The organism is Paraburkholderia sp. RL17-380-BIE-A (assembly GCF_046028085.1).
GTDB lineage: Bacteria > Pseudomonadota > Gammaproteobacteria > Burkholderiales > Burkholderiaceae > Paraburkholderia.
Genome location: NZ_JARESQ010000018.1, coordinates 40,055 through 59,464, shown reverse-complemented (window position 1 = coordinate 59,464; position 19,410 = coordinate 40,055). Strand labels below are relative to the sequence as shown.

Genomic DNA, 19,410 nt, shown 5'->3' with positions numbered 1-19,410 from the left:
ATGCACGCAATGGTCGTCGAACGTATCGGCGCGCAAGCAGTTTGCCGGGGAGACCGGTCTGCGCCAGATACAGTGTCACAGTAAAGAATTCAACGTCATTTCTTGAGGAAACCATGAGTGCTATCGTAGATATCATCGGTCGAGAGATTCTCGATTCGCGAGGCAACCCCACCGTCGAATGCGACGTGCTGCTCGAGTCGGGCACGATGGGCCGCGCTGCGGTGCCGTCGGGTGCGTCGACGGGTTCGCGCGAAGCGATCGAACTGCGCGACGGCGAAGCCGGCCGTTACGGCGGCAAGGGCGTGCTGAAGGCCGTCGAGCACATCAACACCGAAATCTCCGAAGCGATCATGGGTCTGGACGCTTCCGAGCAGGCGTTCCTCGACAAGACGCTGCTGGAGCTCGACGGCACCGACAACAAGTCGCGCCTCGGCGCGAACGCGATGCTGGCTGTCTCGATGGCCGTCGCCAAAGCCGCTGCTGAAGAAGCCGGCCTGCCGCTGTACCGCTACTTCGGCGGCTCGGGCGCGATGCAACTGCCGGTGCCGATGATGAACATCGTCAACGGCGGCGCGCACGCCAACAACAGCCTGGACATCCAGGAATTCATGATCGTGCCGGTCAGCCAGCCGACCTTCCGCGAAGCACTGCGCTGCGGCGCCGAAGTGTTCCACGCGCTGAAGAAGATCCTGTCGGATCGCGGCATGAGCACGGCAGTGGGCGACGAAGGCGGCTTCGCACCGAACTTCGGCAGCAACGACGAATGCCTGTCGACCATCCTGCAAGCCATTGAGAAAGCAGGCTACCGCGCCGGTGAAGACGTGCTGCTCGCGCTCGACTGCGCAGCGAGCGAGTTCTACCACGACGGCAAGTACCAGCTGGCTGGCGAAGGCCTGCAACTGTCGTCGACGGAATTCGCGGATTACCTCGCGAACCTGGCCGACAAATTCCCGATCGTCTCGATCGAAGACGGCATGCACGAAAGCGACTGGGCCGGCTGGAAGACGCTGACCGACAAGCTCGGCAAGAAGGTCCAGCTCGTGGGCGACGATCTGTTCGTCACCAACACGCGCATCCTGAAGGAAGGCATCGAGAAGGGCATCGCCAACTCGATCCTGATCAAGATCAACCAGATCGGCACGCTGACGGAAACCTTCGCGGCAATCGAAATGGCCAAGCGCGCGGGCTATACGGCCGTGATCTCGCACCGTTCGGGCGAAACCGAAGATTCGACGATTGCGGATATCGCAGTCGGCCTGAACGCCGGTCAGATCAAGACGGGTTCGCTGTCGCGCTCGGACCGCATCTCGAAGTACAACCAGTTGCTGCGCATCGAAGAAGACCTCGGTGATATCGCCAGCTATCCGGGCAAGTCGGCGTTCTACAATCTGCGCTAATGGCTGTTGTGCTGGCGCTGACCGATGAGCCGGTTATCCTTCGTTTCTGATTGACCCCGCCGCCCTGCGTATAGCGCAGGGCGGCGTGTATTTATTGTGCTTACTTCATGCGGCTTGTCACTGCTGTCCTGATCGTTCTACTGGCGCTGATCCAGTACCCGCTCTGGTGGGGGCATGGCGGCTGGCTGCGCGTCCACGAGTTGCAGCAGCAACTGGCGCAGCAGGTGCAAAAGAATGCCGACTCGAAGCTACGTAACGAGCGCATTCAAGGTGAAGTACAGGATTTGCAGAACGGCACGGCCGCGGTCGAAGAGCGGGCGCGCTATGAAATGGGCATGGTGAAGGACGGCGAAGTGTTCGTGCAGTTCGTATCGCCGAATGCGCCGTTGCCGACGGCGAACACGCCATCGGTCACCACGTCCACGCGTGGTGAGATGTCGGCGGCGCCGCTGCATGTGGTGCCGAATCCGGAATCGCGCGCGAAGCCGGATCGCAAGCACGGCGGCAAAGGTGCTGCGAACGAGAAGAAGCCTGCGCACTGAGCTTCGTCGCGGCTCAAGGGTTCAATACGAAAGACGCAAAAAAAAGCACGGTGAGAACCGTGCCTTTTTCTTTAAGCTCGCTCGTCCGGTCGGATTCTCGCGGCGCGTGAGCTTGCTGCCGCTCACCAACCCCAGTACGGCCCGTAACCGACGCCAATTCCCGTACCCCAGCCGTGCCCCCAACCACCACCGTAGTAGCTGCCGTACACACTGACTGGCGGCGTGTAGTAACGCGACCAGGCTTGCGCCGCGTTTTCGGCGGCAATCGCCTGATTCTGCTCGGCCATGACCTGCTGGTCGATCGCGTCATAGCGCTGGCGCTCTGCGGGTGTCAGCGGTTGGGCGTTGCCGGCCGTGCCCGACTGGTCGGCGGGCAGGCGGCTATAGATCGGCGACGGCCCCGGCGGGTCCATCATGCAGCCGGCCAGCATGCCACTGCCGACGACGATAGCCAGCACGGCGGCCGCGCGTGCGTGACGCAGCAGCGGCATCAACGAAGTAGGGTGGTTCATGTTCGATCTCCATCGGTCGGATGCCTAAGCAAATCATGCGCCGCCTGGCCCCGCCAATGATTCAACGCAATATTCGACGATGCTGTGCCGCCCGAGCCCTGAAAAGGTAGCGGGCGACACGGTATTGTCTGCCGTGACACAAGCGTGACGGACCGGCGTTCGGCGCGCATGGAGCCCGCGCGCCGGCGGGCCGTTCAGTGCCGCTGTTCAGCCGCGGGCGTCACACCTTGTGAGAGCGCCTCGGCGACAAAAAGTTGCGCGACATCGACCGGATCGAACTCGTAACGCTGGTTGCAGAACTCGCAATGAATCTCCACGTGACCGCGTTCTTCGAGTACGCCGTCCACCTCTTCGCGGCCCAGCATCTTCAGCATGCCGCCGACCTTTTCGCGCGAACACGTGCACTCGAAGCGCGTCTTTGCCGGTTCGAAATGCTGAACGTTCTCCTGCCAGAACAGGCGCCGGAAAATCGTTTCCGGTTCTTCCTTCAGCAACTCGTCTTGCGACATCGTGCCGCCCAGCGTGCAGACGCGTTCCCACGTGTCCGCGTCCAGATCGCCCGGATGCGGGACGATGCCGCCGTCTCCCGGCAGTTTTTGCAGCAGCATGCCGACGGCGCGTTCGGTGTTCGCCGCGAGCCACAGGCGCGTGTCGAGCTGCTCCGAGTGGTGCATGTAATGCTCGAGCACTTCGGACATCGAGTTGAGCGGGCCGTCCACGCCCGAGAGCGGCACGATACTTTGATACGGTTGCTGACCGGGCTGCTTGTCGGCCGGATCGAGCGTGATCACGCAACGGCCGTGGCCGCTCGCGTTCAACAGGTCGACCATGCTGGTCGTCTCGCCGATCACGTTGGCCGCCTCGCCTGACAGCTTGGCGGTGGCGCGCATCGACAGATCGGAGCCGCACTGCACCACCAGCATCTTGACCGGGCCGTCGCCGAAAATCTGCATGATGAGCGTGCCGTCGAACTTGAGGTTCGCCGACAGAAGCGCGCACGCGGCCATCATTTCGCCCAGCACCGTGCGCACCGGCGCCGGATAATCGCGGCGTGACAGGACTTCCTGCCACGTATTGCGCAGCGAAACGATCTCGCCGCGCACCGGCGCCGCGCTGAACATGAATTTTTGCAACTGGTCGCTCACAACTTTTCCTCGGTCAAATGACGCAGCGTGATGCCGCGTCGTGCGCGCCGTGCGCACCGGCTGGCTAGCCGATGCGCACGAGCTGCGCCTTGTAATATTCGCGGCGCTCGGCATAGGTTGCCGCGCCGCGCTGCATGTTGGCGATATCCGTCTCGGTCAGTTCGCGCACCACCTTGGCGGGCGCGCCGAGAATCAGCGAATTGTCGGGAAACACTTTGCCTTCGGTGACGATGGCGCCCGCTCCGACCAGACAGTTGCGGCCGATCACCGCACCATTCAAGACCACGGCCTGAATTCCGATCAGCGAACCTTCCTTGATCGTGCAGCCGTGCAGCATGACCTGGTGGCCGATCGTGACGTTCGGCTCGATCGTCAGCGGAAAACCGGGGTCAGTGTGCAGCACGGCGTTTTCCTGCACGTTGCTGCCCGTGCCAATGGTGATGGGCTCGTTGTCGCCACGAATCGTCGCGCCGAACCAGACGCTGGCGTTCTCTTCGAGCGTGACGTTGCCGATGATGCTCGCTGAATCCGCTACGAACACGCTTTCATGGATGGTCGGGGCGGCATCGCCAAGCTTGTAAATGGTCACAGTGTCTCCTCTTGATCGGTCGCTACGTGCGCGGAATAGGGCGCGAAACGGGCCGGCATGTCTTGCGCCGCCGGGCTGTGCCGCCACGCCAAGGCTTTGGCCACGTTGGATGGTCGCGAATCGAGTATTGTAAACGGTTGTGTGCTTGAGCCGCTTGATACGGCGGCGCGATACGCCGCTTCGCTCCTGGGGCTGCAGGTTGCGTGGTCGTGCCGCGGCTCGTGCTTTGAAGGCCGCGGGTCGATGTATCGGCCGCGGCTCGTCCTGCCGTTTCCCTGGCCTCCGCGCCTTCGGCTCTTTTTGCTGTTTCCTTTGTCGATCCGCTTGCCATGATGTCTGCCGCTCCGTCCGCTCCGTCCGCTCCGTCTGATTCATCCGTCGCCGATTCCGGACGGCAAGCGCATTGCGCGCGCGCCGCCGCGCTCCACGCATTGTGCGAAGCCGATCCGGCCGCCAAGGCCGCCGCGGCCCGAGGGCTCTACGCGGCGGTACTCGAAGGCGGCATGGTGTGCGCCGCAGACCTCGAACTCGTCGAACCGGCCGGTCTGCCGGGCCGTCCCGCTCGGCCCGAACTGGTCGATCCGCGCCAGTTGAAGCGGCGCAGCATGCAATCGCCGCAAGGGCGCGCGGTTCTGCTGCATGCGCTCGCGCACATCGAATTCAACGCCATCAATCTCGCGCTCGACGCGGTCTGGCGCTTTGCCGGCATGCCCGCGGCGTTCTACACCGACTGGCTGAAAGTCGCCGCCGAAGAGGCCTATCACTTCTCGCTGCTGGCCGCGCGCCTCGCGCAGTACGGCCACGTCTACGGCGACTTCCCGGCCCACGACGGCTTGTGGGACATGTGCGAGCGCACGCGCGGCGACGTGCTGGCGCGCATGGCGTTGGTGCCGCGCACACTCGAAGCGCGCGGCCTCGACGCCTCGCCGCCGATTCGAGCGCGCCTGTTGCAGGCGGGCGATCAGGCATCGGCGGCAATTCTCGACGTGATCCTGCGCGACGAAATCGGCCACGTGCTGATCGGCAACCGCTGGTTCCGGCACCTGTGCGACGCCAGCGGATTCGACCCTCACGACTCGTACACGCGTCTTGCCGACCAGTATCACGCACCGAAATTACGTGGTCCGTTCAATTTCGAGGCGCGCCGCGAGGCCGGCTTCGACGAAGCGGAACTGGCCGAGCTGACAGCCCTCGCGGGCCTCAACGCTCCGCAGGCGGTGCCGCCGTCCGCCGCCGACTGAGGCTTCCTTCGCAATCCGGCGCCGCGCGTTGCCGGCCTATCTCGTTATAATCGAACGACCATTCTTTTTTTGGACGTGCCGTTCATGAACTCTTCCCGGTCTGAATTCGTCGCCGTGCGCGGCATCCGTCTGCATGTGCGCCGCTGGGGCAACCCGGATGCGCCGATGCTGTTCATGCTGCACGGCTGGATGGACGTCGCGGCGTCGTTCCAGTTCGTCGTCGACGCGTTGGGCGGCGAGTGGCAGGTGCTGGCGCCGGACATGCGCGGTTTCGGCCTGTCGGACTGGCCGGTGGCGGAGCGCGGCGGCGGCAGTTACTGGATCCAGGACTATCTGGCCGATCTCGACGCCTTGCTCGACCACTATGCGCCGACCGGCGAAGTGAATCTGGTCGGCCACAGCATGGGCGCCAACATTGCCTGCGTGTATGCGGGCGTGCGGCCGGAGCGGGTGCGGCGCGTGGTCGACCTCGAAGGGTTCGGCCTCGCGCCTTCGCACGCGGCGCAGGCGCCCAAACGTCTGCGCAACTGGCTCGACGAATTGCGCGATCCGCCGCAACTGAAGCGCTACGCGTCGCTCGAGGACGTCGCCGCGCGTCTCATCAAGACCAATCCGCGCCTAGATCCGCAGCGCGCGCAGTTTCTCGCGCAGCATTGGTCGAAGCCGGATGGCGAAGGGCGCTTCATGCTGCTCGCCGACCCAGCGCACAAACTGCGCGGCCCCGCGCTGTACCGTCTCGACGAAGTGATGGCGACGTGGCGCAAGGTGAGCGCCAGGGTGCTGCACGTGGAAGCCGCCAACTCGCCGACGCTTGCGCAGATCGCCGGCGAAATTCCGCTCGACGAGTTCAAGGCGCGCTTTCAGGCGTTCCCGAACTGGCGCGAGAAGATCATCGACGAAGCAGGGCACATGGTTCACCACGACCAGCCGGAGCAGGTGGCCGCGCTGATAGAAGGGTTCTGCGCGTAGCGTCCTCGAAAGGCCGAGGAATCGCAAAGGGCGCTTCCTTCGGAACGCCCCGCATAGGAACTGCCTCCGGTCGGCGGTTGCGCGAGATAGCTCTGCGTCCACTTACTGCGTTGCAGTAAAATGAGTGCAGATCCTTTTCAAGACAACGATGAACGCCGACCTCCACTGTCATTCCACCGTTTCCGACGGCCAGTTCGCGCCGGCCGAAGTTGCGCGCCGCGCGCACGCGGGCGGCGTGACGCTGTGGGCGCTCACCGATCACGATGAACTCGGCGGCCAGCACGAAGCGAAAAACACCGCCGAAGCGCTCGGCATGGGCTATCTGAGCGGCGTCGAAATTTCGGTGACGTGGGCGTCGCGCACGGTGCATATCGTCGGGCTGGGCATCGATCCGACCAGTTCGATCCTGATCGACGGTCTCGCGCGCACCCGCAACGGCCGCGCCGCGCGCGCCGAAGCCATCGGCGAGCAACTGGCCACGCTCGGCATTCCCGACGCCTATCGGGGCGCGCTCAAATACGTATCGAACCCGGACATGATTTCGCGCACGCATTTCGCGCGGTTCATGGTTGAAAACGGCTACGCCACTTCCACGCAAGACGTGTTCACGCGCTATCTGGGCGACGGCAAGCCCGGCTACGTGTCGCACCGGTGGGCCAAACTGGCCGACGCGGTCGGCTGGATCCAGGCTGCCGGCGGCGAAGCCATCATTGCGCATCCGGGTCGGTATGCTTACTCGCCGGTCGAATTCGACGCGTTTTTTGCCGAATTCATCGATCTCGGCGGCAAGGCGATCGAAGTGGTGACGGGCAGCCATACGCCCGACCAGTATCGCGAATACGCGGATGTCGCGCGCCGTTTCGGCTTCGAGGCGTCGCGCGGGTCCGACTTCCACGCACCCGGCGAAGGCCGTGTCGACCTCGGCACGCTGCCGCCGCTGCCCTCCGATCTGAAGCCCGTCTGGGAACGCTGGCTGTGAGCGCGCCGTGCCGTAACGGCACGTCGAGCGCGAAAGCCGGCGGGGCGCGGCGCGCGGCACGCGCCTGGCTCCAGGCTTGGGCGCGATCTTCCGGCCGGTCTTCAGCCGCAGTTCATTTGCCGTTCAGCCGCAGTTCATTCGTCAGCCAACGTTAGCCATGTCCCAATACTTCCGGCTTCATCCTGATAACCCGCAGCCGCGCCTCGTCAAGCAGGCCGTGCAGATCATCAACGATGGCGGCGTGGTCGCGCTGCCGACGGATTCCAGCTACGCGCTCGCTTGCCATCTGGACGACAAGGACGCGGTCGAGCGTCTGCGGCGCATTCGCGGACTGGACGAGAAGCAGCTGCTATCGCTGCTGGTGCGCGATCTGTCCGAACTCTCGAATTTCGCGATGGTGGACAACCGGCAGTACCGGCTGATCAAATCGGTGACGCCCGGCCCCTATGTATTCGTCTTGCAGGCTACCAAGGAGGTGCCGCGGCGCCTCTCGCATCCGTCGCGCAAAACTATCGGCCTGCGCGTGCCGGATCATGCGATCACGTTGGCGATTCTCGAAGAACTCGGCCAGCCGCTGCTCGGCTCGACGCTGATCATGCCGGGGGAAACCCAGCCAATGAACGACCCGGAAGAAATCCGCGCGCGTCTGGAAAAGCAGCTGGATCTGGTGATCGACGGCGGTCCCTGCGTGTGCGAGCCGTCCACGGTGATCGATCTGACGGGCGCGGAACCGGTGCTGGTGCGGGCAGGGCGCGGCTCTCTCGCGCCGTTCGGCCTCGAAGAGACGGCATGAGTGAAAGCGGACAGACGCACGCAATCGCGTTGTTACAATAGCGAGTTATGGATTCTTCCCTGATACAGACCATTGCGGTATACGCGTTGCCCGTGATTTTCGCCATCACGCTGCATGAAGCCGCGCATGGCTATGTGGCGCGCTGGCTCGGCGACAACACGGCCTACGTACTCGGCCGCGTGTCGGTCAATCCGATGCGGCACATCGACCCGCTCGGCACGATCGCGATTCCCTTGCTGCTGTACTTCGCCACCAGCGGCGCGTTCATGTTCGGCTACGCCAAGCCGGTGCCGGTCGCCTTCGGCAACCTGCGCAATCCGCGCTGGGGCAGCCTGTGGGTCGCGGCGGCAGGACCGGCCTGCAACTTCGTGCAAGCGCTGGTCTGGGGCCTGTTCGGTGTCGCGCTCGCGGTAATGAATGTGGACGAGCCGTTCTTCACGCGCATGGCGGGAGCCGGCGTGGGCGTGAATCTCGTGCTCGGCGTGCTGAACCTGTTTCCGCTGCCGCCGCTCGACGGCGGCCGTGTGCTAATGGCGCTGCTGCCGCCGCGGCAATCCATCACGCTGTCGCGCCTCGAGCCGTACGGTTTTTTCATCGTAATGGCGCTCGTCATGACGGGCACGCTGACGCGCTACTGGCTGAACCCGCTTGTCACGATCGGCTATAGCGCGATCACCGCCATTCTGACTCCTCTTGTTTCGCTTTTCTAAATAATCATGTTCCCAGACCGTATCTTCTCCGGCATGCGGCCCACCGGGTCGTTGCACCTCGGCCACTATCACGGCGTGCTGAAAAACTGGGTGCGGCTGCAGTCCGAGTACCCGTGTTTCTTCTGCGTGGTCGACTGGCATGCGCTGACCACGCATTACGAAACGCCCGAAGTGATCGAAAAGAACGTCTGGGATGTGCTGACCGACTGGCTGGCAGCGGGTATCGATCCGGCGCAGGCCACGCTGTTTATTCAGAGCAAGGTGCCCGAGCATGCCGAACTGGCGCTCCTGCTCGGCATGAGCACGCCGCTCGGCTGGCTCGAACGCGTGCCGACCTACAAGGAGCAGCAGGAGAAGCTGAAGGACAAGGATCTGTCCACTTACGGTTTTCTCGGCTATCCGGTGTTGATGGCGGCGGACATCCTGTTGTATCGCGGCTCGCTCGTGCCGGTTGGTGAAGACCAGGTGCCGCACGTCGAAATGACGCGCGAAATCGCGCGCCGCTTCAACTACCTGTACGGCCGTGAACCGGGTTTCGAGCAGAAGGCGAACGAGGCGGCGAAAAAGCTCGGCGGCAAGCGCGCCAAGCTCTATCACGAACTGCGCAATGCCTACCAGCAGGAAGGCGACGACGAAGCGCTCGAACAGGCGCGCGCCATGTTGCAGGAATCACAGAGCCTGTCGATGAGCGATCGCGAGCGTCTGTTCGGCTACCTCGAAGGTTCGCGCAAGATCATTCTGGTCGAGCCGCAAGCCATGCTGACCGAGGCGTCGCGCATGCCGGGTCTCGACGGTCAGAAAATGTCGAAGTCGTACGGCAACACGATCGGCCTGCGTGAAGACGCGGAGACGATCACGAAGAAAGTCCGCACCATGCCGACCGATCCGGCTCGCGTGCGCCGCACCGATCCCGGCGACCCCGACAAGTGCCCGGTATGGCAACTCCACCAGGTCTACACCGACGAAGCCACTCATGAATGGGTGGAGAAGGGCTGCCGGTCGGCCGGCATTGGCTGCCTCGAGTGCAAGCAGCCGGTGATCGAGGGCATTCTTCGCGAGCAGCAGCCCATGCTCGAGCGCGCGCAGAAGTACATGGACGACCCGTCGCTGTTGCGCGCGATCGTCGCCGACGGCTGCGACAAGGCTCGCAAGTTCGCCACGGAAACGATGCGCGACGTACGCGAGGCCATGGGCCTGTCTTACAACTGAAGCAGCTGACGCAAGTGAAGCAGCTGACGCAAGTGACCCACCCGGTGAGCCGTGCTGAACGGCGGGCAAGTCGATGAGCACGCCCGCTGCCGCCATGCACGGACTGGGCGAGCCGTCTCCCTGGGTGCGCGATTGGGCGCATCTGGTCGCGCCGGGCGGCGCGGTGCTCGACGTCGCTTCCGGCGCGGGCCGGCATGCGCGGTTCTTTGCGTCGCTGGGGCATCCGGTGACCGCCATCGACCGCGACGCGGCGGCGCTCGGCATGCTGCGTGGCGAGCCGCTCGTCACGCCAGTCGAAGCCGACCTCGAAGGCGCCGCGTGGCCGTTGCCCGCCGAGTCGAAATTCGCCGCCGTCGTGGTGACGAATTACCTGCACCGCCCGCTCTTTGCGCAGCTTTTGCGCGCGCTCGAGCCCGGCGGCGTGCTGGTTTACGAGACCTTCGCGCAAGGAAACGAAAGGGTCGGCAAACCCTCTAATCCGGCGTTTCTACTGGCGCCCGGCGAGCTGCTCGAGCGCGTGCGCGGCCAGCTCCGGGTGGTCGCATTTCAAGATGGTTTTCTCGCGCAGCCGCGCCCGGCCTACGTCCAGCGGATCTGCGCAATTCTGGAGGCGGAGCGCTCAGTCGACCCCGCGCAGGCGGCAGCTCCGCCTTGTTACGAGTTGGCTGGCTAATCCGCTACAATCGCGGTTTACCTGATCAAATTCATGGCGTTTCATGACTAACGGCAACCAAGGCAGCAACCAAGGCAGCAACGACGGCGTTCAGATTCGCGGCAGCATTCCTGCCATCATCACCCCGATGCTCGAAGACGGCAGCCTGGATCTGCCGGCGTTTCGCAAACTGATCGACTGGCATATCGCAGAGGGCACGAACGCTCTCGTCGTGGTCGGCACGAGCGGCGAATCGGCCACGCTGTCGGTCGAGGAACACGTGCTGATGGTCAAGACCGCGGTCGAGCACACGGCGGGCCGGATTCCGGTGATCGCGGGCTCGGGCGGCAATTCCACGACCGAGGCGATCGAACTCACCCAGCAGGCCAAGGAAGTCGGCGCCGACGCCACGCTCCAGGTCGTGCCGTACTACAACAAGCCGACGCAGGAAGGCATTTACCGCCATTTCGCGAAGATCGCCGAAACCGTCGATCTGCCGGTGATCCTGTACAACGTGCCGGGCCGCACCGTTGCGGACATGAGCAACGAAACCATTCTGCGTTGCGCGCAGGTGCCGGGCATCATCGGTGTGAAGGAAGCGACCGGCAATATCGATCGCGCCGCGCATCTGATCAAGTCCGCGCCGTCGCACTTCGGCATCTACAGCGGCGACGACCCCACCGCCATCGCGCTGATGCTGCTCGGCGGCCACGGCAATATTTCGGTCACCGCCAACGTCGCGCCGCGCGCCATGAGTGATCTCTGCAAGGCTGCGCTCGCCGCGGACGCTAAGACCGCGCGCGAGATTCATATGAAACTCCTGTCGCTGCATAAGAACCTGTTCATCGAATCGAATCCGATTCCGGCCAAATGGGCGCTGCAGCAATTGGGTCGTGTGCAGGGCGGAATCCGCCTGCCGCTCACGCCGCTCGATCCGCAATACCACGAAGTGGTGCGCGGCGCGCTGCGCGAAGCGGGCCTGCTGGGCTAGGCGGACAGCGTCCGCGGCACCACCAGCGCCAACGAAAGCCTGCCACCGGCACTCCCTTAACCGACGTCGATCCAGCCCACGTTCCCGGCACACAGAACCAAGGCACCGCGTTCCAGCATCACGAAGGACCTCATGAAACGTTCCGCACTTTCCCTCCACGCAACCCGCATGGCGGCGCTGGCGCTTGCCCTCACGACGCTCGCCGGCTGTGACACGCTGAACGACTGGTTTGCTTCCGACCGCGTCAACTACAAGGGCGCGGGCAGCGCGCCGGCGCTCGCCGTTCCCGGCGATCTGAGCACCACGCCGACCGATCAGCGCTATGTCGCACCGCCGGCCAATCTGGCGCTGGGCGGCGCGCAGCAGCGCGCGGTCACGGCCGCCGGCAATTCGACCGAAGGTCAGCCGAACGCGCAGGATCCGTTCGGCATGCATATCGAACGTGACGGCGATCGCCGCTGGCTGGTGGTCGACGGCCGCACGCCGGAACAACTCTGGTCGCAGTTGCAGGAGTTCTGGCAGGAGAACGGCTTTGCGCTGAAGACCGACGCGCCGGCTACCGGCATCATGACGACCGACTGGGCTGAAAACCGCGCCAACATTCCGGACGACTGGTTCCGCCGCACGGTCGGCAAGGTCATCGATTTCGCGTATTCGTCGGGCACGCGTGACAGCTTCCGCACGCTCGTGTCGCGCGCGCCGGGCGAAACAACGGACATTTCCATCACGCACAGCGCGATGGAAGAAGTGATGACAGGGCAGGACAAGACGTCCTCGCGTTGGGAAGAGCGTCCTCGCGATCCGGCCCTGGAAGCGCTGTTCCTGACCAAGCTGATGCAGAAGTTCGGTCTGACCGAAGCGCAGTCGAAGCAGTTGCTGACCGACGCGCGTCCGGCGGTGGCGCCGACCACGCTCGACCAGAGCGCGGGCGCGTCCACGCTCGATCTGCAGGAGTCGTTCGACCGCGCATGGCTGCGCGTGGGCCTCGCGCTCGACCGCACCAACTTCACCGTCGACAACCGCGATCGTGCGAAGGGCATCTACTACGTGCGCTACGCGGATTCGATGCAGGAGCTGAAGAAAGAAGGGCTGTTCGGCAAGCTGTTCTACAGCGGCAATACGGCGAAGAAGCCGGGTCAGGAATTCCTCGTCAACGTTCGCTCGAAGGGCGATGCGGTGACGCAGGTGGCCGTGCTGAACGCGAACGGACAGGTGGACAATTCGTCCGACGCGCAGCGCATCGTGACGCTGCTGCACGCGCAACTGAACTAAGCGGACCGTGAGGTTCGCGAGTCTCGGCAGCGGCAGTGAAGGCAACGCCATGCTGGTGGAAGCGCAAAGCGGCGCGACCACCACGCGTGTGCTGCTCGACTGCGGTTTTTCGGCCAAAGAAGTCGAGCGGCGGCTGACGCGGCTTGGCGTGAGCGTCGAAGGTCTCGACGCGATTCTGATCACGCATGAGCATGGCGACCACATTGGCAGTGCGCTGACGCTGGCGCGCAAGTGGTCGATTCCCTTGTACATGAGCTGGGGCACCGCTCGCGCGGTAGGCGCCGACGAAGCCGACGTGGACCTGCAGGTGCTTTGGGGCGACGAAGCGGTGGCGATCGGCGACCTCAGCATTCTCCCCTACACCGTCCCGCACGACGCCCGCGAGCCGCTGCAATACGTGCTCTCGAACGGCGCGAGCCGGCTTGGTGTGCTGACGGACGTCGGCACGTCCACGCCTCATATCAGCTCGGTGCTGAGCGGATGCGACGCGTTGGTGCTCGAATGCAATCACGATGTACGGATGCTGGCCGGCAGCCGCTATCCGCAATCGTTGAAAGCGCGCATCGGCGGCAATCATGGGCATCTGAACAACGACGCGGCGGCTGAAATTCTGGCTTCGCTCGATCGTTCGAGATTGCGCCACCTGGTCGCCGCGCATCTGAGTCAGCAGAACAATTCGCCTGAACTGGCGCAGGCCGCTATGGCCGGCGTGCTGGGCGCGGCGCCTACGGAAGTGGTGGTGGCTTCGCAGGATGAGGGGTTTGCGTGGCTGAGTGTGTGATCCGCGCCTGATTCCTGATGCTTGCCCCGCGCGGCAGGCGCCGCGATTCCATGAAAAAAGCCCATAACGATTACTCGTTATGGGCTTTTTCTTCAAGGTGGGACATTTGGAATGCCACGCCCTGAATCAGGCTTGGTTGTCACCCTTAGTTGCGGTTACCGCCGAAAATTCCGAGCAGCGCGAGCAGGTTGACGAACACGTTGTACAGGTCAAGGTAGATCGCGAGGGTGGCGGTGATGTAATTCGTTTCACCGCCGTTCACGACGCGCTGAACGTCGAACAGCATGTAGGCCGAGAAGATCACGATGGCGAGAACCGACACCGTGAGCATCAGCGCCGGCAGATGCAGGAACACGTTCGCGACCGATGCGAGCAGCAGCACGATCACGCCCATGAACAGCCACTTGCCGAGACCCGAAAAGTCGCGCTTGCTGACCGTGGCGATGGTTGCCATCGACGCGAAGATCACACCAGTGCCACCGAAGGCGAGCATGATCAACGACGGGCCGTTCGAAAAACCGAGCACGAAGCTCAAGATGCGCGACAGCATCAGGCCCATGAAGAACGTGAAGCCGAGTAGCACGAACACGCCGGCCGCGCTGTCTTTGGTTTTCTGGATGGCGAACATGAAGCCGAAGGCGATCGCGAAGAACGCCAGCATGCTCATGGCGGGACTCGTGGCGGCGAACAGCGAGAAACCCGTGGCGAGGCCCACCCACGCGCCGAGCACTGTCGGAATCATGGACAGCGCGAGCAGCCAGTAGGTGTTCCGTAGCACGCGGTTACGCGTTTCGACCGTGCTGACCGCGCCATTGCGGCCAAAGCTATACGGATGATCGTTCATGGTCTCTCCTTACCTCAGAAGCAAGTTGCGTATGGTTGTGAAGCGGGTTGTAGCGAGCCGGGCCGTGGAATCCCTGTCACCGGCGCGGCGCTCTCTTCCCTAAGATTGGCGCGCGGGCAGGGAGTTTCAATGCCCTGAAAATACTGACTTGGCACCCACACGGCCAACGCTACCAGTATTCGGAAACTCCTGCTTGGAGTCTTTCAGTGTTGTAAGGGTTCAATCGCAATCATACACGGGAACATGCTACAATAGCGGATTCATTTGAATCTGTAACCTCTTAATTTTTTGGAGTTTTTATGGCGATCGAACGCACCCTGTCCATTATCAAGCCGGACGCAGTGGCCAAGAACGTGATCGGCCAGATCTATACCCGTTTCGAGAACGCTGGTCTGAAGATCGTGGCTTCGCGCATGGTTCACCTGTCGCGCGCCGACGCAGAGAAGTTCTACGCCGTGCACGCCGCACGTCCGTTCTTCAAGGATCTGGTCGATTTCATGATCTCGGGCCCGGTCGTCGTGCAAGCGCTGGAAGGCGAAAACGCCATTCTTAAGCACCGTGACCTGATGGGTGCCACGGACCCGAAGAAGGCGGAAAAGGGCACGATCCGCGCCGACTTCGCAGACAGCATCGACGCGAACGCAGTGCACGGTTCCGACGCGCCTGAAACGGCAGCAGTCGAAATCGCGTTCTTCTTCCCGCAAGTGAACGTCTACTCGCGTTAAGCAGGACTTGCCCTGCGCGGTTCGTGCAGCCGATTGGATTTATCGCACGAATCGCCCGGCAAAGTAGTAAGGTAAAAGCAGCAGGAATGGGCGCGAACGGCATTGCGTTCATGCAGCTTGTTGCATGAACGTAGTCTCGCACTGAAATGGCAGGATTCGATATGACGAGCAGTCCCACCGTCAACCTTCTCGACCTCGACGCCCAAGGGCTTGTCGCCTACTGCGACAGCCTGGGCGAGAAGCCGTTTCGCGCCAAGCAATTGCAGCGCTGGATTCACCAATACAACGCTGCCGACTTCGACGGCATGACCGATCTGGCGAAGTCCTTGCGCGAAAAGCTCAAAGGGCGCGCCACGATCTCGATGCCCGGCATCGTCAGCGACCATATTTCGACCGACGGCACGCGCAAGTGGCTGATCGACGTCGGCAACAGCAACGCGGTTGAAACCGTCTACATTCCCGAAGAAACGCGTGGCACGCTGTGCGTGTCGTCGCAGGCCGGGTGTGCGGTCAATTGCCGTTTCTGTTCGACCGGCAAACAGGGTTTTTCCCGCAATCTCACCACCGGCGAAATCATCGGCCAGTTGCGTATGGCCGAGTTCGCGCTGCGCGCGTCGCGCGGTGTGGATGGCGGTCGCGCCACGGGCGGTGACGGCAAGGGCGAGCGCGTCGTCACGAATGTCGTGATGATGGGCATGGGCGAGCCGCTGCTCAACTACGACGCGGTCGTGCCGGCCATGCGCCTGATGCTCGACGACAACGCTTACGGCCTGTCGCGCCGCCGCGTCACGCTGTCCACCTCGGGTGTCGTGCCCATGATGGACCGGCTCGGCGCCGATCTGCCGGTGGCGCTCGCGGTCTCCCTGCATGCGCCTAGCGATCCGCTGCGCGACATGCTCGTGCCGCTGAACAAGAAATATCCGCTGCGCGAACTGATGGCGGCTTGCCAGCGCTATCTGAAAGTCGCGCCGCGCGACTTCATTACGTTTGAATATTGCATGCTCGACGGCGTGAACGACAGCGAGGCGCAAGCGCGCGAGTTGCTCGCCATTACGCGCGACGTGCCGTGCAAGTTCAACCTGATTCCGTTTAATCCGTTCCCCGAATCGGGCCTCATCCGCTCGAAGCCGGAACAGATCAAGCGGTTTGCACAAGTGTTGATGGACGCAGGCGTCGTCACCACGGTGCGCAAAACACGCGGCGATGATATCGACGCTGCCTGCGGTCAGTTGGCCGGTGCGGTAAAAGACCGCACTCGCCTTGCTGAACGCACCGGGAAGGCAGCGAAGATTATCGAGGTTCGCGCCGTGTAATCGCGCGGGGACCGCAGGGCGCCGATGGTCGGGAAAGCTCCCCGAAAGCGCGAAAACCTGCGGTGCCGACGTCGATTGAAAAGAAAGTTTGCAGAAGCGATCGGAAGCGGCACACAAGGCCGCACATTTTGTTATAAACGGTCTGCGATTCGGACGTGAGGCTTGAGCCTGTCGGGGTTGCACAAGTGAAAAAGAATCGACGCGAAAGGATTTGGGATGAGTGAGCCGCAGCACCCGCAGCCGCAGGACACAGACACGAACGAAGGCCATCCGGCGCCGGTCGCACGGGCGGTGGTGCAGCCCGCCGTGCAGCCGGGCATGGATTCGTTGGCGGCGGTGGGCGCGCGCTTGACCCAACTGCGTGAATCGAAAGGCTGGACGATCGAGGACGTGTCGGCGCGTCTGAAAGTGTCAGTCATCAAGTTGCGCGCGCTCGAATCGGGCGACATCAGCCACTTACCGGACACGACCTTCGCGCTGGGTGTGATGCGTAGCTACGCGAAGATGCTCGGCGCCGATCCCGCGCCGTTCACGGCGGTACTGCGCCGCGAGAAGGGTGTGGCCGCGCCGGATCTGTCGATGCCGGCTTCGTCGGGAAAAGATTTGCCGCGCGGGCGGGTGTCGCTGTCGCTGGGCGGTAGCGGACAAAAAAGCCGCTCCTGGTTGTGGGGCGTGGCGGCGGTGATCGTCGCGGTGATCGCGCTCGGCATGTGGCACACCAACGGTGGCGATTCGTCTGCATGGCTTGCGCGTTTGAAAGCGAGCGCGAACGGTGCCGCTGGTGGCGTGACGGGCGCATCGGGTCCGGTGGCGCAAGGTCAATCGGCGGGTTCCGAAGCAACGGCGGCTGAGTCTGCGTCAGCGCCGGAGGCACAGGTGGCAGCAGAGAACGCAGCGTCGGCTACGCCGATGCCCGCGCCGCTTGCCACTGGCACGACGCCGTCATCGGCGCCGGCGGTCACGGCAACAATGGCTGCGCCCAAGGCAGGCTCACAGGCCCAGGTGGCCGCAGCACCGGGCGCGAGTGCGCCGGCGGCGGTGGTTGCGGGCGCGTCGGCGGCAATGGTGGCGCCGGCTGCCGGTGACTCAGTCGTCGCATTGCGTGTGACACAGGACAGCTGGTTCAGTGTGCGTAGCAAGGATGGCAAGGAGGTGTTCTCCGGCCTCGTGCACGCGGGCGATACGAAGGAAGTGACGGGCGCGGCACCATTCAAGATCACGGTTGGCAACAAGGCCGGTCTTGAATCGCTGACGCTCGATGGCCAGCCGGTCGATCCGTCGAAATATTCGGCTGCCAAAGGTAACGTGGCGCGTTTCGCACTGCCTTGACAAATACGGTATGCGCCGCGGCCAACCGGTCCGCGGCGCTTTTTCAATTCAGGCGCCACGTCTTTTGTGTGGCGCATGCGGCGTAAATGGGTTTTTCGATGCATTCCGAAGCTCAATCCCAATCTGGTAGCAAGATTATTTCCGACGAGCCGGTGTTCGGCGGCCAGGCTGCGCGGCGCAAGTCGCATGCGGTCGACGTCCGTTGGGGCGGCCAGCTCGTCACCATCGGTGGCGACGCGCCCGTGCGCGTCCAGTCGATGACCAACACGGATACCGCGGACGCCATCGGCACCGCGATCCAGATCAAGGAGCTCGCGCAAGCCGGCTCGGAACTGGTGCGTATCACGGTGAATACGCCGGAAGCGGCCGCGGCCGTGCCGGCCGTGCGCGAGCAGCTCGACCGGATGGGCGTGTCGGTGCCGCTCGTCGGCGACTTCCACTACAACGGCCATTTGCTGTTGCGCGACTACCCCGCGTGCGCGGAGGCTCTGTCCAAGTATCGGATCAATCCGGGCAACGTGGGCCACGGCGCGAAGCGCGACACGCAGTTCGCGCAAATGATCGAAGCCGCGGTGAAGTACGACAAGCCGGTCCGTATCGGTGTCAACTGGGGCAGTCTCGACCAGGATCTGCTCGCGAAGATGATGGACGCAAACGCGGCGCGTTCCACGCCGTGGGAAGCGCAAAGCGTGATGTACGAAGCGCTGATCCAGTCGGCAATCGGCTCGGCGGAGCGGGCGGTCGAACTCGGCCTGTCGCGCAACCAGATCATTCTGTCGTGCAAGGTCAGCGGCGTGCAGGATCTGATCGCCGTGTACCGCGAACTCGCGCGTCGTTGCGACTTCGCGCTGCATCTCGGCTTGACCGAGGCCGGCATGGGCTCGAAAGGCATCGTTGCCTCGACCGCGGCGTTGTCCGTGCTGTTGCAGCAGGGGATCGGCGACACGATCCGTATTTCGCTTACGCCGGAACCGGGCGGATCGCGCACCGGCGAGGTGATCGTCGGCCAGGAAATTCTGCAGACCATGGGTCTGCGCTCGTTCACGCCGATGGTGATCGCGTGCCCGGGTTGCGGCCGTACCACCAGCACGCTGTTCCAGGAACTGGCGTCGCAAATCCAGACCTACTTGCGCACGCAAATGCCGGTGTGGCGCGATCAATATCCTGGCGTCGAGAAGATGCACGTCGCGGTGATGGGCTGCATCGTCAACGGTCCGGGTGAGTCGAAGCAGGCCAACATCGGTATCAGCCTGCCGGGTTCGGGCGAAAATCCCGCCGCGCCGGTGTTCATCGACGGCGAAAAAGTGAAGACGCTGCGCGGCGATAACATCGCGCAAGAATTCCAGCAAATCGTGAGTGACTACGTTGAGCGCAGCTATGGCCGCGCCACGGTAGCCAACTAAATATCGGCTCTCGA

The 19,410-nt window shown here is 63.4% G+C and carries 20 protein-coding genes; 16 read left to right on the top strand and 4 right to left on the bottom strand.

Annotation, left to right across the window (positions count from 1 at the left end):
* Positions 1-113 precede the first annotated feature (113 nt).
* Positions 114-1,397, top strand: a complete 1,284-nt coding sequence (gene eno / locus P0D68_RS26860; protein WP_042322785.1) for a phosphopyruvate hydratase — start codon at positions 114-116, stop codon at positions 1,395-1,397.
* A 107-nt stretch (positions 1,398-1,504) separates the two neighbouring features.
* Positions 1,505-1,939: a cell division protein FtsB gene (ftsB, locus tag P0D68_RS26855; RefSeq protein WP_091792905.1), complete on the top strand. Its 435-nt coding sequence runs from the start codon at positions 1,505-1,507 to the stop codon at positions 1,937-1,939.
* Positions 1,940-2,061: 122 nt separating this feature from the next.
* Here the strand turns inward: ftsB and P0D68_RS26850 are convergent, their stop codons facing one another.
* From P0D68_RS26850 to P0D68_RS26840, 3 genes are all read right to left on the bottom strand, one after another.
* Positions 2,062-2,451 carry a hypothetical protein gene (locus P0D68_RS26850; RefSeq protein ID WP_408301778.1) on the bottom strand — a complete coding sequence of 130 codons (390 nt, stop codon included), beginning with the start codon at positions 2,449-2,451 and terminating at the stop codon, positions 2,062-2,064.
* 194 nt (positions 2,452-2,645) lie between these two features.
* Positions 2,646-3,596 (bottom strand): Hsp33 family molecular chaperone HslO, encoded by a 951-nt coding sequence (gene hslO, locus P0D68_RS26845; RefSeq protein ID WP_408301780.1) that lies wholly within the window; start codon positions 3,594-3,596, stop codon positions 2,646-2,648.
* Positions 3,597-3,660: 64 nt separating this feature from the next.
* A complete protein-coding gene (locus P0D68_RS26840; RefSeq protein ID WP_408185444.1) occupies positions 3,661-4,185 on the bottom strand; it encodes a gamma carbonic anhydrase family protein in 525 nt (174 codons plus the stop codon).
* A gap of 329 nt (positions 4,186-4,514) precedes the next feature.
* Here P0D68_RS26840 and P0D68_RS26835 point away from each other — a divergent pair, with 329 nt between their 5' ends.
* The 10 genes from P0D68_RS26835 (at position 4,515) to P0D68_RS26790 (ending at position 13,782) form a co-directional block, all read left to right on the top strand.
* Complete coding sequence (locus P0D68_RS26835) at positions 4,515-5,426, top strand: ferritin-like domain-containing protein (protein WP_408301782.1); 912 nt, start codon at positions 4,515-4,517, stop codon at positions 5,424-5,426.
* An 84-nt stretch (positions 5,427-5,510) separates the two neighbouring features.
* The gene (locus tag P0D68_RS26830; RefSeq protein ID WP_408301784.1) at positions 5,511-6,395 is read left to right on the top strand and encodes an alpha/beta fold hydrolase; all 885 of its coding nucleotides are present in this window, start codon (positions 5,511-5,513) and stop codon (positions 6,393-6,395) included.
* Between the two features lie 148 nt (positions 6,396-6,543).
* Positions 6,544-7,374, top strand: coding sequence for a 3',5'-nucleoside bisphosphate phosphatase (locus P0D68_RS26825; RefSeq protein WP_091792910.1), 831 nt, complete (start codon positions 6,544-6,546; stop codon positions 7,372-7,374).
* Positions 7,375-7,531: 157 nt separating this feature from the next.
* Positions 7,532-8,167, top strand: a complete 636-nt coding sequence (locus P0D68_RS26820) for an L-threonylcarbamoyladenylate synthase (protein WP_091800294.1) — start codon at positions 7,532-7,534, stop codon at positions 8,165-8,167.
* 47 nt (positions 8,168-8,214) lie between these two features.
* Complete coding sequence (locus P0D68_RS26815) at positions 8,215-8,877, top strand: site-2 protease family protein (RefSeq protein ID WP_091792912.1); 663 nt, start codon at positions 8,215-8,217, stop codon at positions 8,875-8,877.
* A gap of 6 nt (positions 8,878-8,883) precedes the next feature.
* A complete protein-coding gene (locus tag P0D68_RS26810) occupies positions 8,884-10,086 on the top strand; it encodes a tryptophan--tRNA ligase (RefSeq protein WP_408185447.1) in 1,203 nt (400 codons plus the stop codon).
* 73 nt (positions 10,087-10,159) lie between these two features.
* Positions 10,160-10,759, top strand: coding sequence for a class I SAM-dependent methyltransferase (locus P0D68_RS26805; protein ID WP_408301787.1), 600 nt, complete (start codon positions 10,160-10,162; stop codon positions 10,757-10,759).
* Positions 10,760-10,802: 43 nt separating this feature from the next.
* Positions 10,803-11,729: a 4-hydroxy-tetrahydrodipicolinate synthase gene (dapA, locus tag P0D68_RS26800; RefSeq protein WP_091792918.1), complete on the top strand. Its 927-nt coding sequence runs from the start codon at positions 10,803-10,805 to the stop codon at positions 11,727-11,729.
* Between the two features lie 132 nt (positions 11,730-11,861).
* Positions 11,862-13,001 carry an NlpB/DapX family lipoprotein gene (gene bamC / locus P0D68_RS26795; RefSeq protein WP_091792920.1) on the top strand — a complete coding sequence of 380 codons (1,140 nt, stop codon included), beginning with the start codon at positions 11,862-11,864 and terminating at the stop codon, positions 12,999-13,001.
* 7 nt (positions 13,002-13,008) lie between these two features.
* Entirely contained in the window at positions 13,009-13,782 is a 774-nt protein-coding gene (locus P0D68_RS26790; protein WP_408301790.1) for an MBL fold metallo-hydrolase, read from the top strand.
* 145 nt (positions 13,783-13,927) lie between these two features.
* Here the strand turns inward: P0D68_RS26790 and P0D68_RS26785 are convergent, their stop codons facing one another.
* Positions 13,928-14,626, bottom strand: a complete 699-nt coding sequence (locus P0D68_RS26785) for a Bax inhibitor-1/YccA family protein (protein WP_007181342.1) — start codon at positions 14,624-14,626, stop codon at positions 13,928-13,930.
* 299 nt (positions 14,627-14,925) lie between these two features.
* Between P0D68_RS26785 and ndk the strand changes: the two genes are divergently transcribed.
* The 4 genes from ndk (at position 14,926) to ispG (ending at position 19,396) form a co-directional block, all read left to right on the top strand.
* Positions 14,926-15,351 (top strand): nucleoside-diphosphate kinase, encoded by a 426-nt coding sequence (gene ndk, locus P0D68_RS26780; protein WP_007181343.1) that lies wholly within the window; start codon positions 14,926-14,928, stop codon positions 15,349-15,351.
* 161 nt (positions 15,352-15,512) lie between these two features.
* Positions 15,513-16,664 carry a dual-specificity RNA methyltransferase RlmN gene (gene rlmN / locus P0D68_RS26775; RefSeq protein ID WP_091800296.1) on the top strand — a complete coding sequence of 384 codons (1,152 nt, stop codon included), beginning with the start codon at positions 15,513-15,515 and terminating at the stop codon, positions 16,662-16,664.
* 216 nt (positions 16,665-16,880) lie between these two features.
* Positions 16,881-17,993, top strand: a complete 1,113-nt coding sequence (locus P0D68_RS26770; RefSeq protein WP_408301793.1) for a helix-turn-helix domain-containing protein — start codon at positions 16,881-16,883, stop codon at positions 17,991-17,993.
* An 86-nt stretch (positions 17,994-18,079) separates the two neighbouring features.
* Entirely contained in the window at positions 18,080-19,396 is a 1,317-nt protein-coding gene (gene ispG / locus P0D68_RS26765) for a flavodoxin-dependent (E)-4-hydroxy-3-methylbut-2-enyl-diphosphate synthase (RefSeq protein ID WP_091792926.1), read from the top strand.
* Positions 19,397-19,410: the final 14 nt, after the last annotated feature.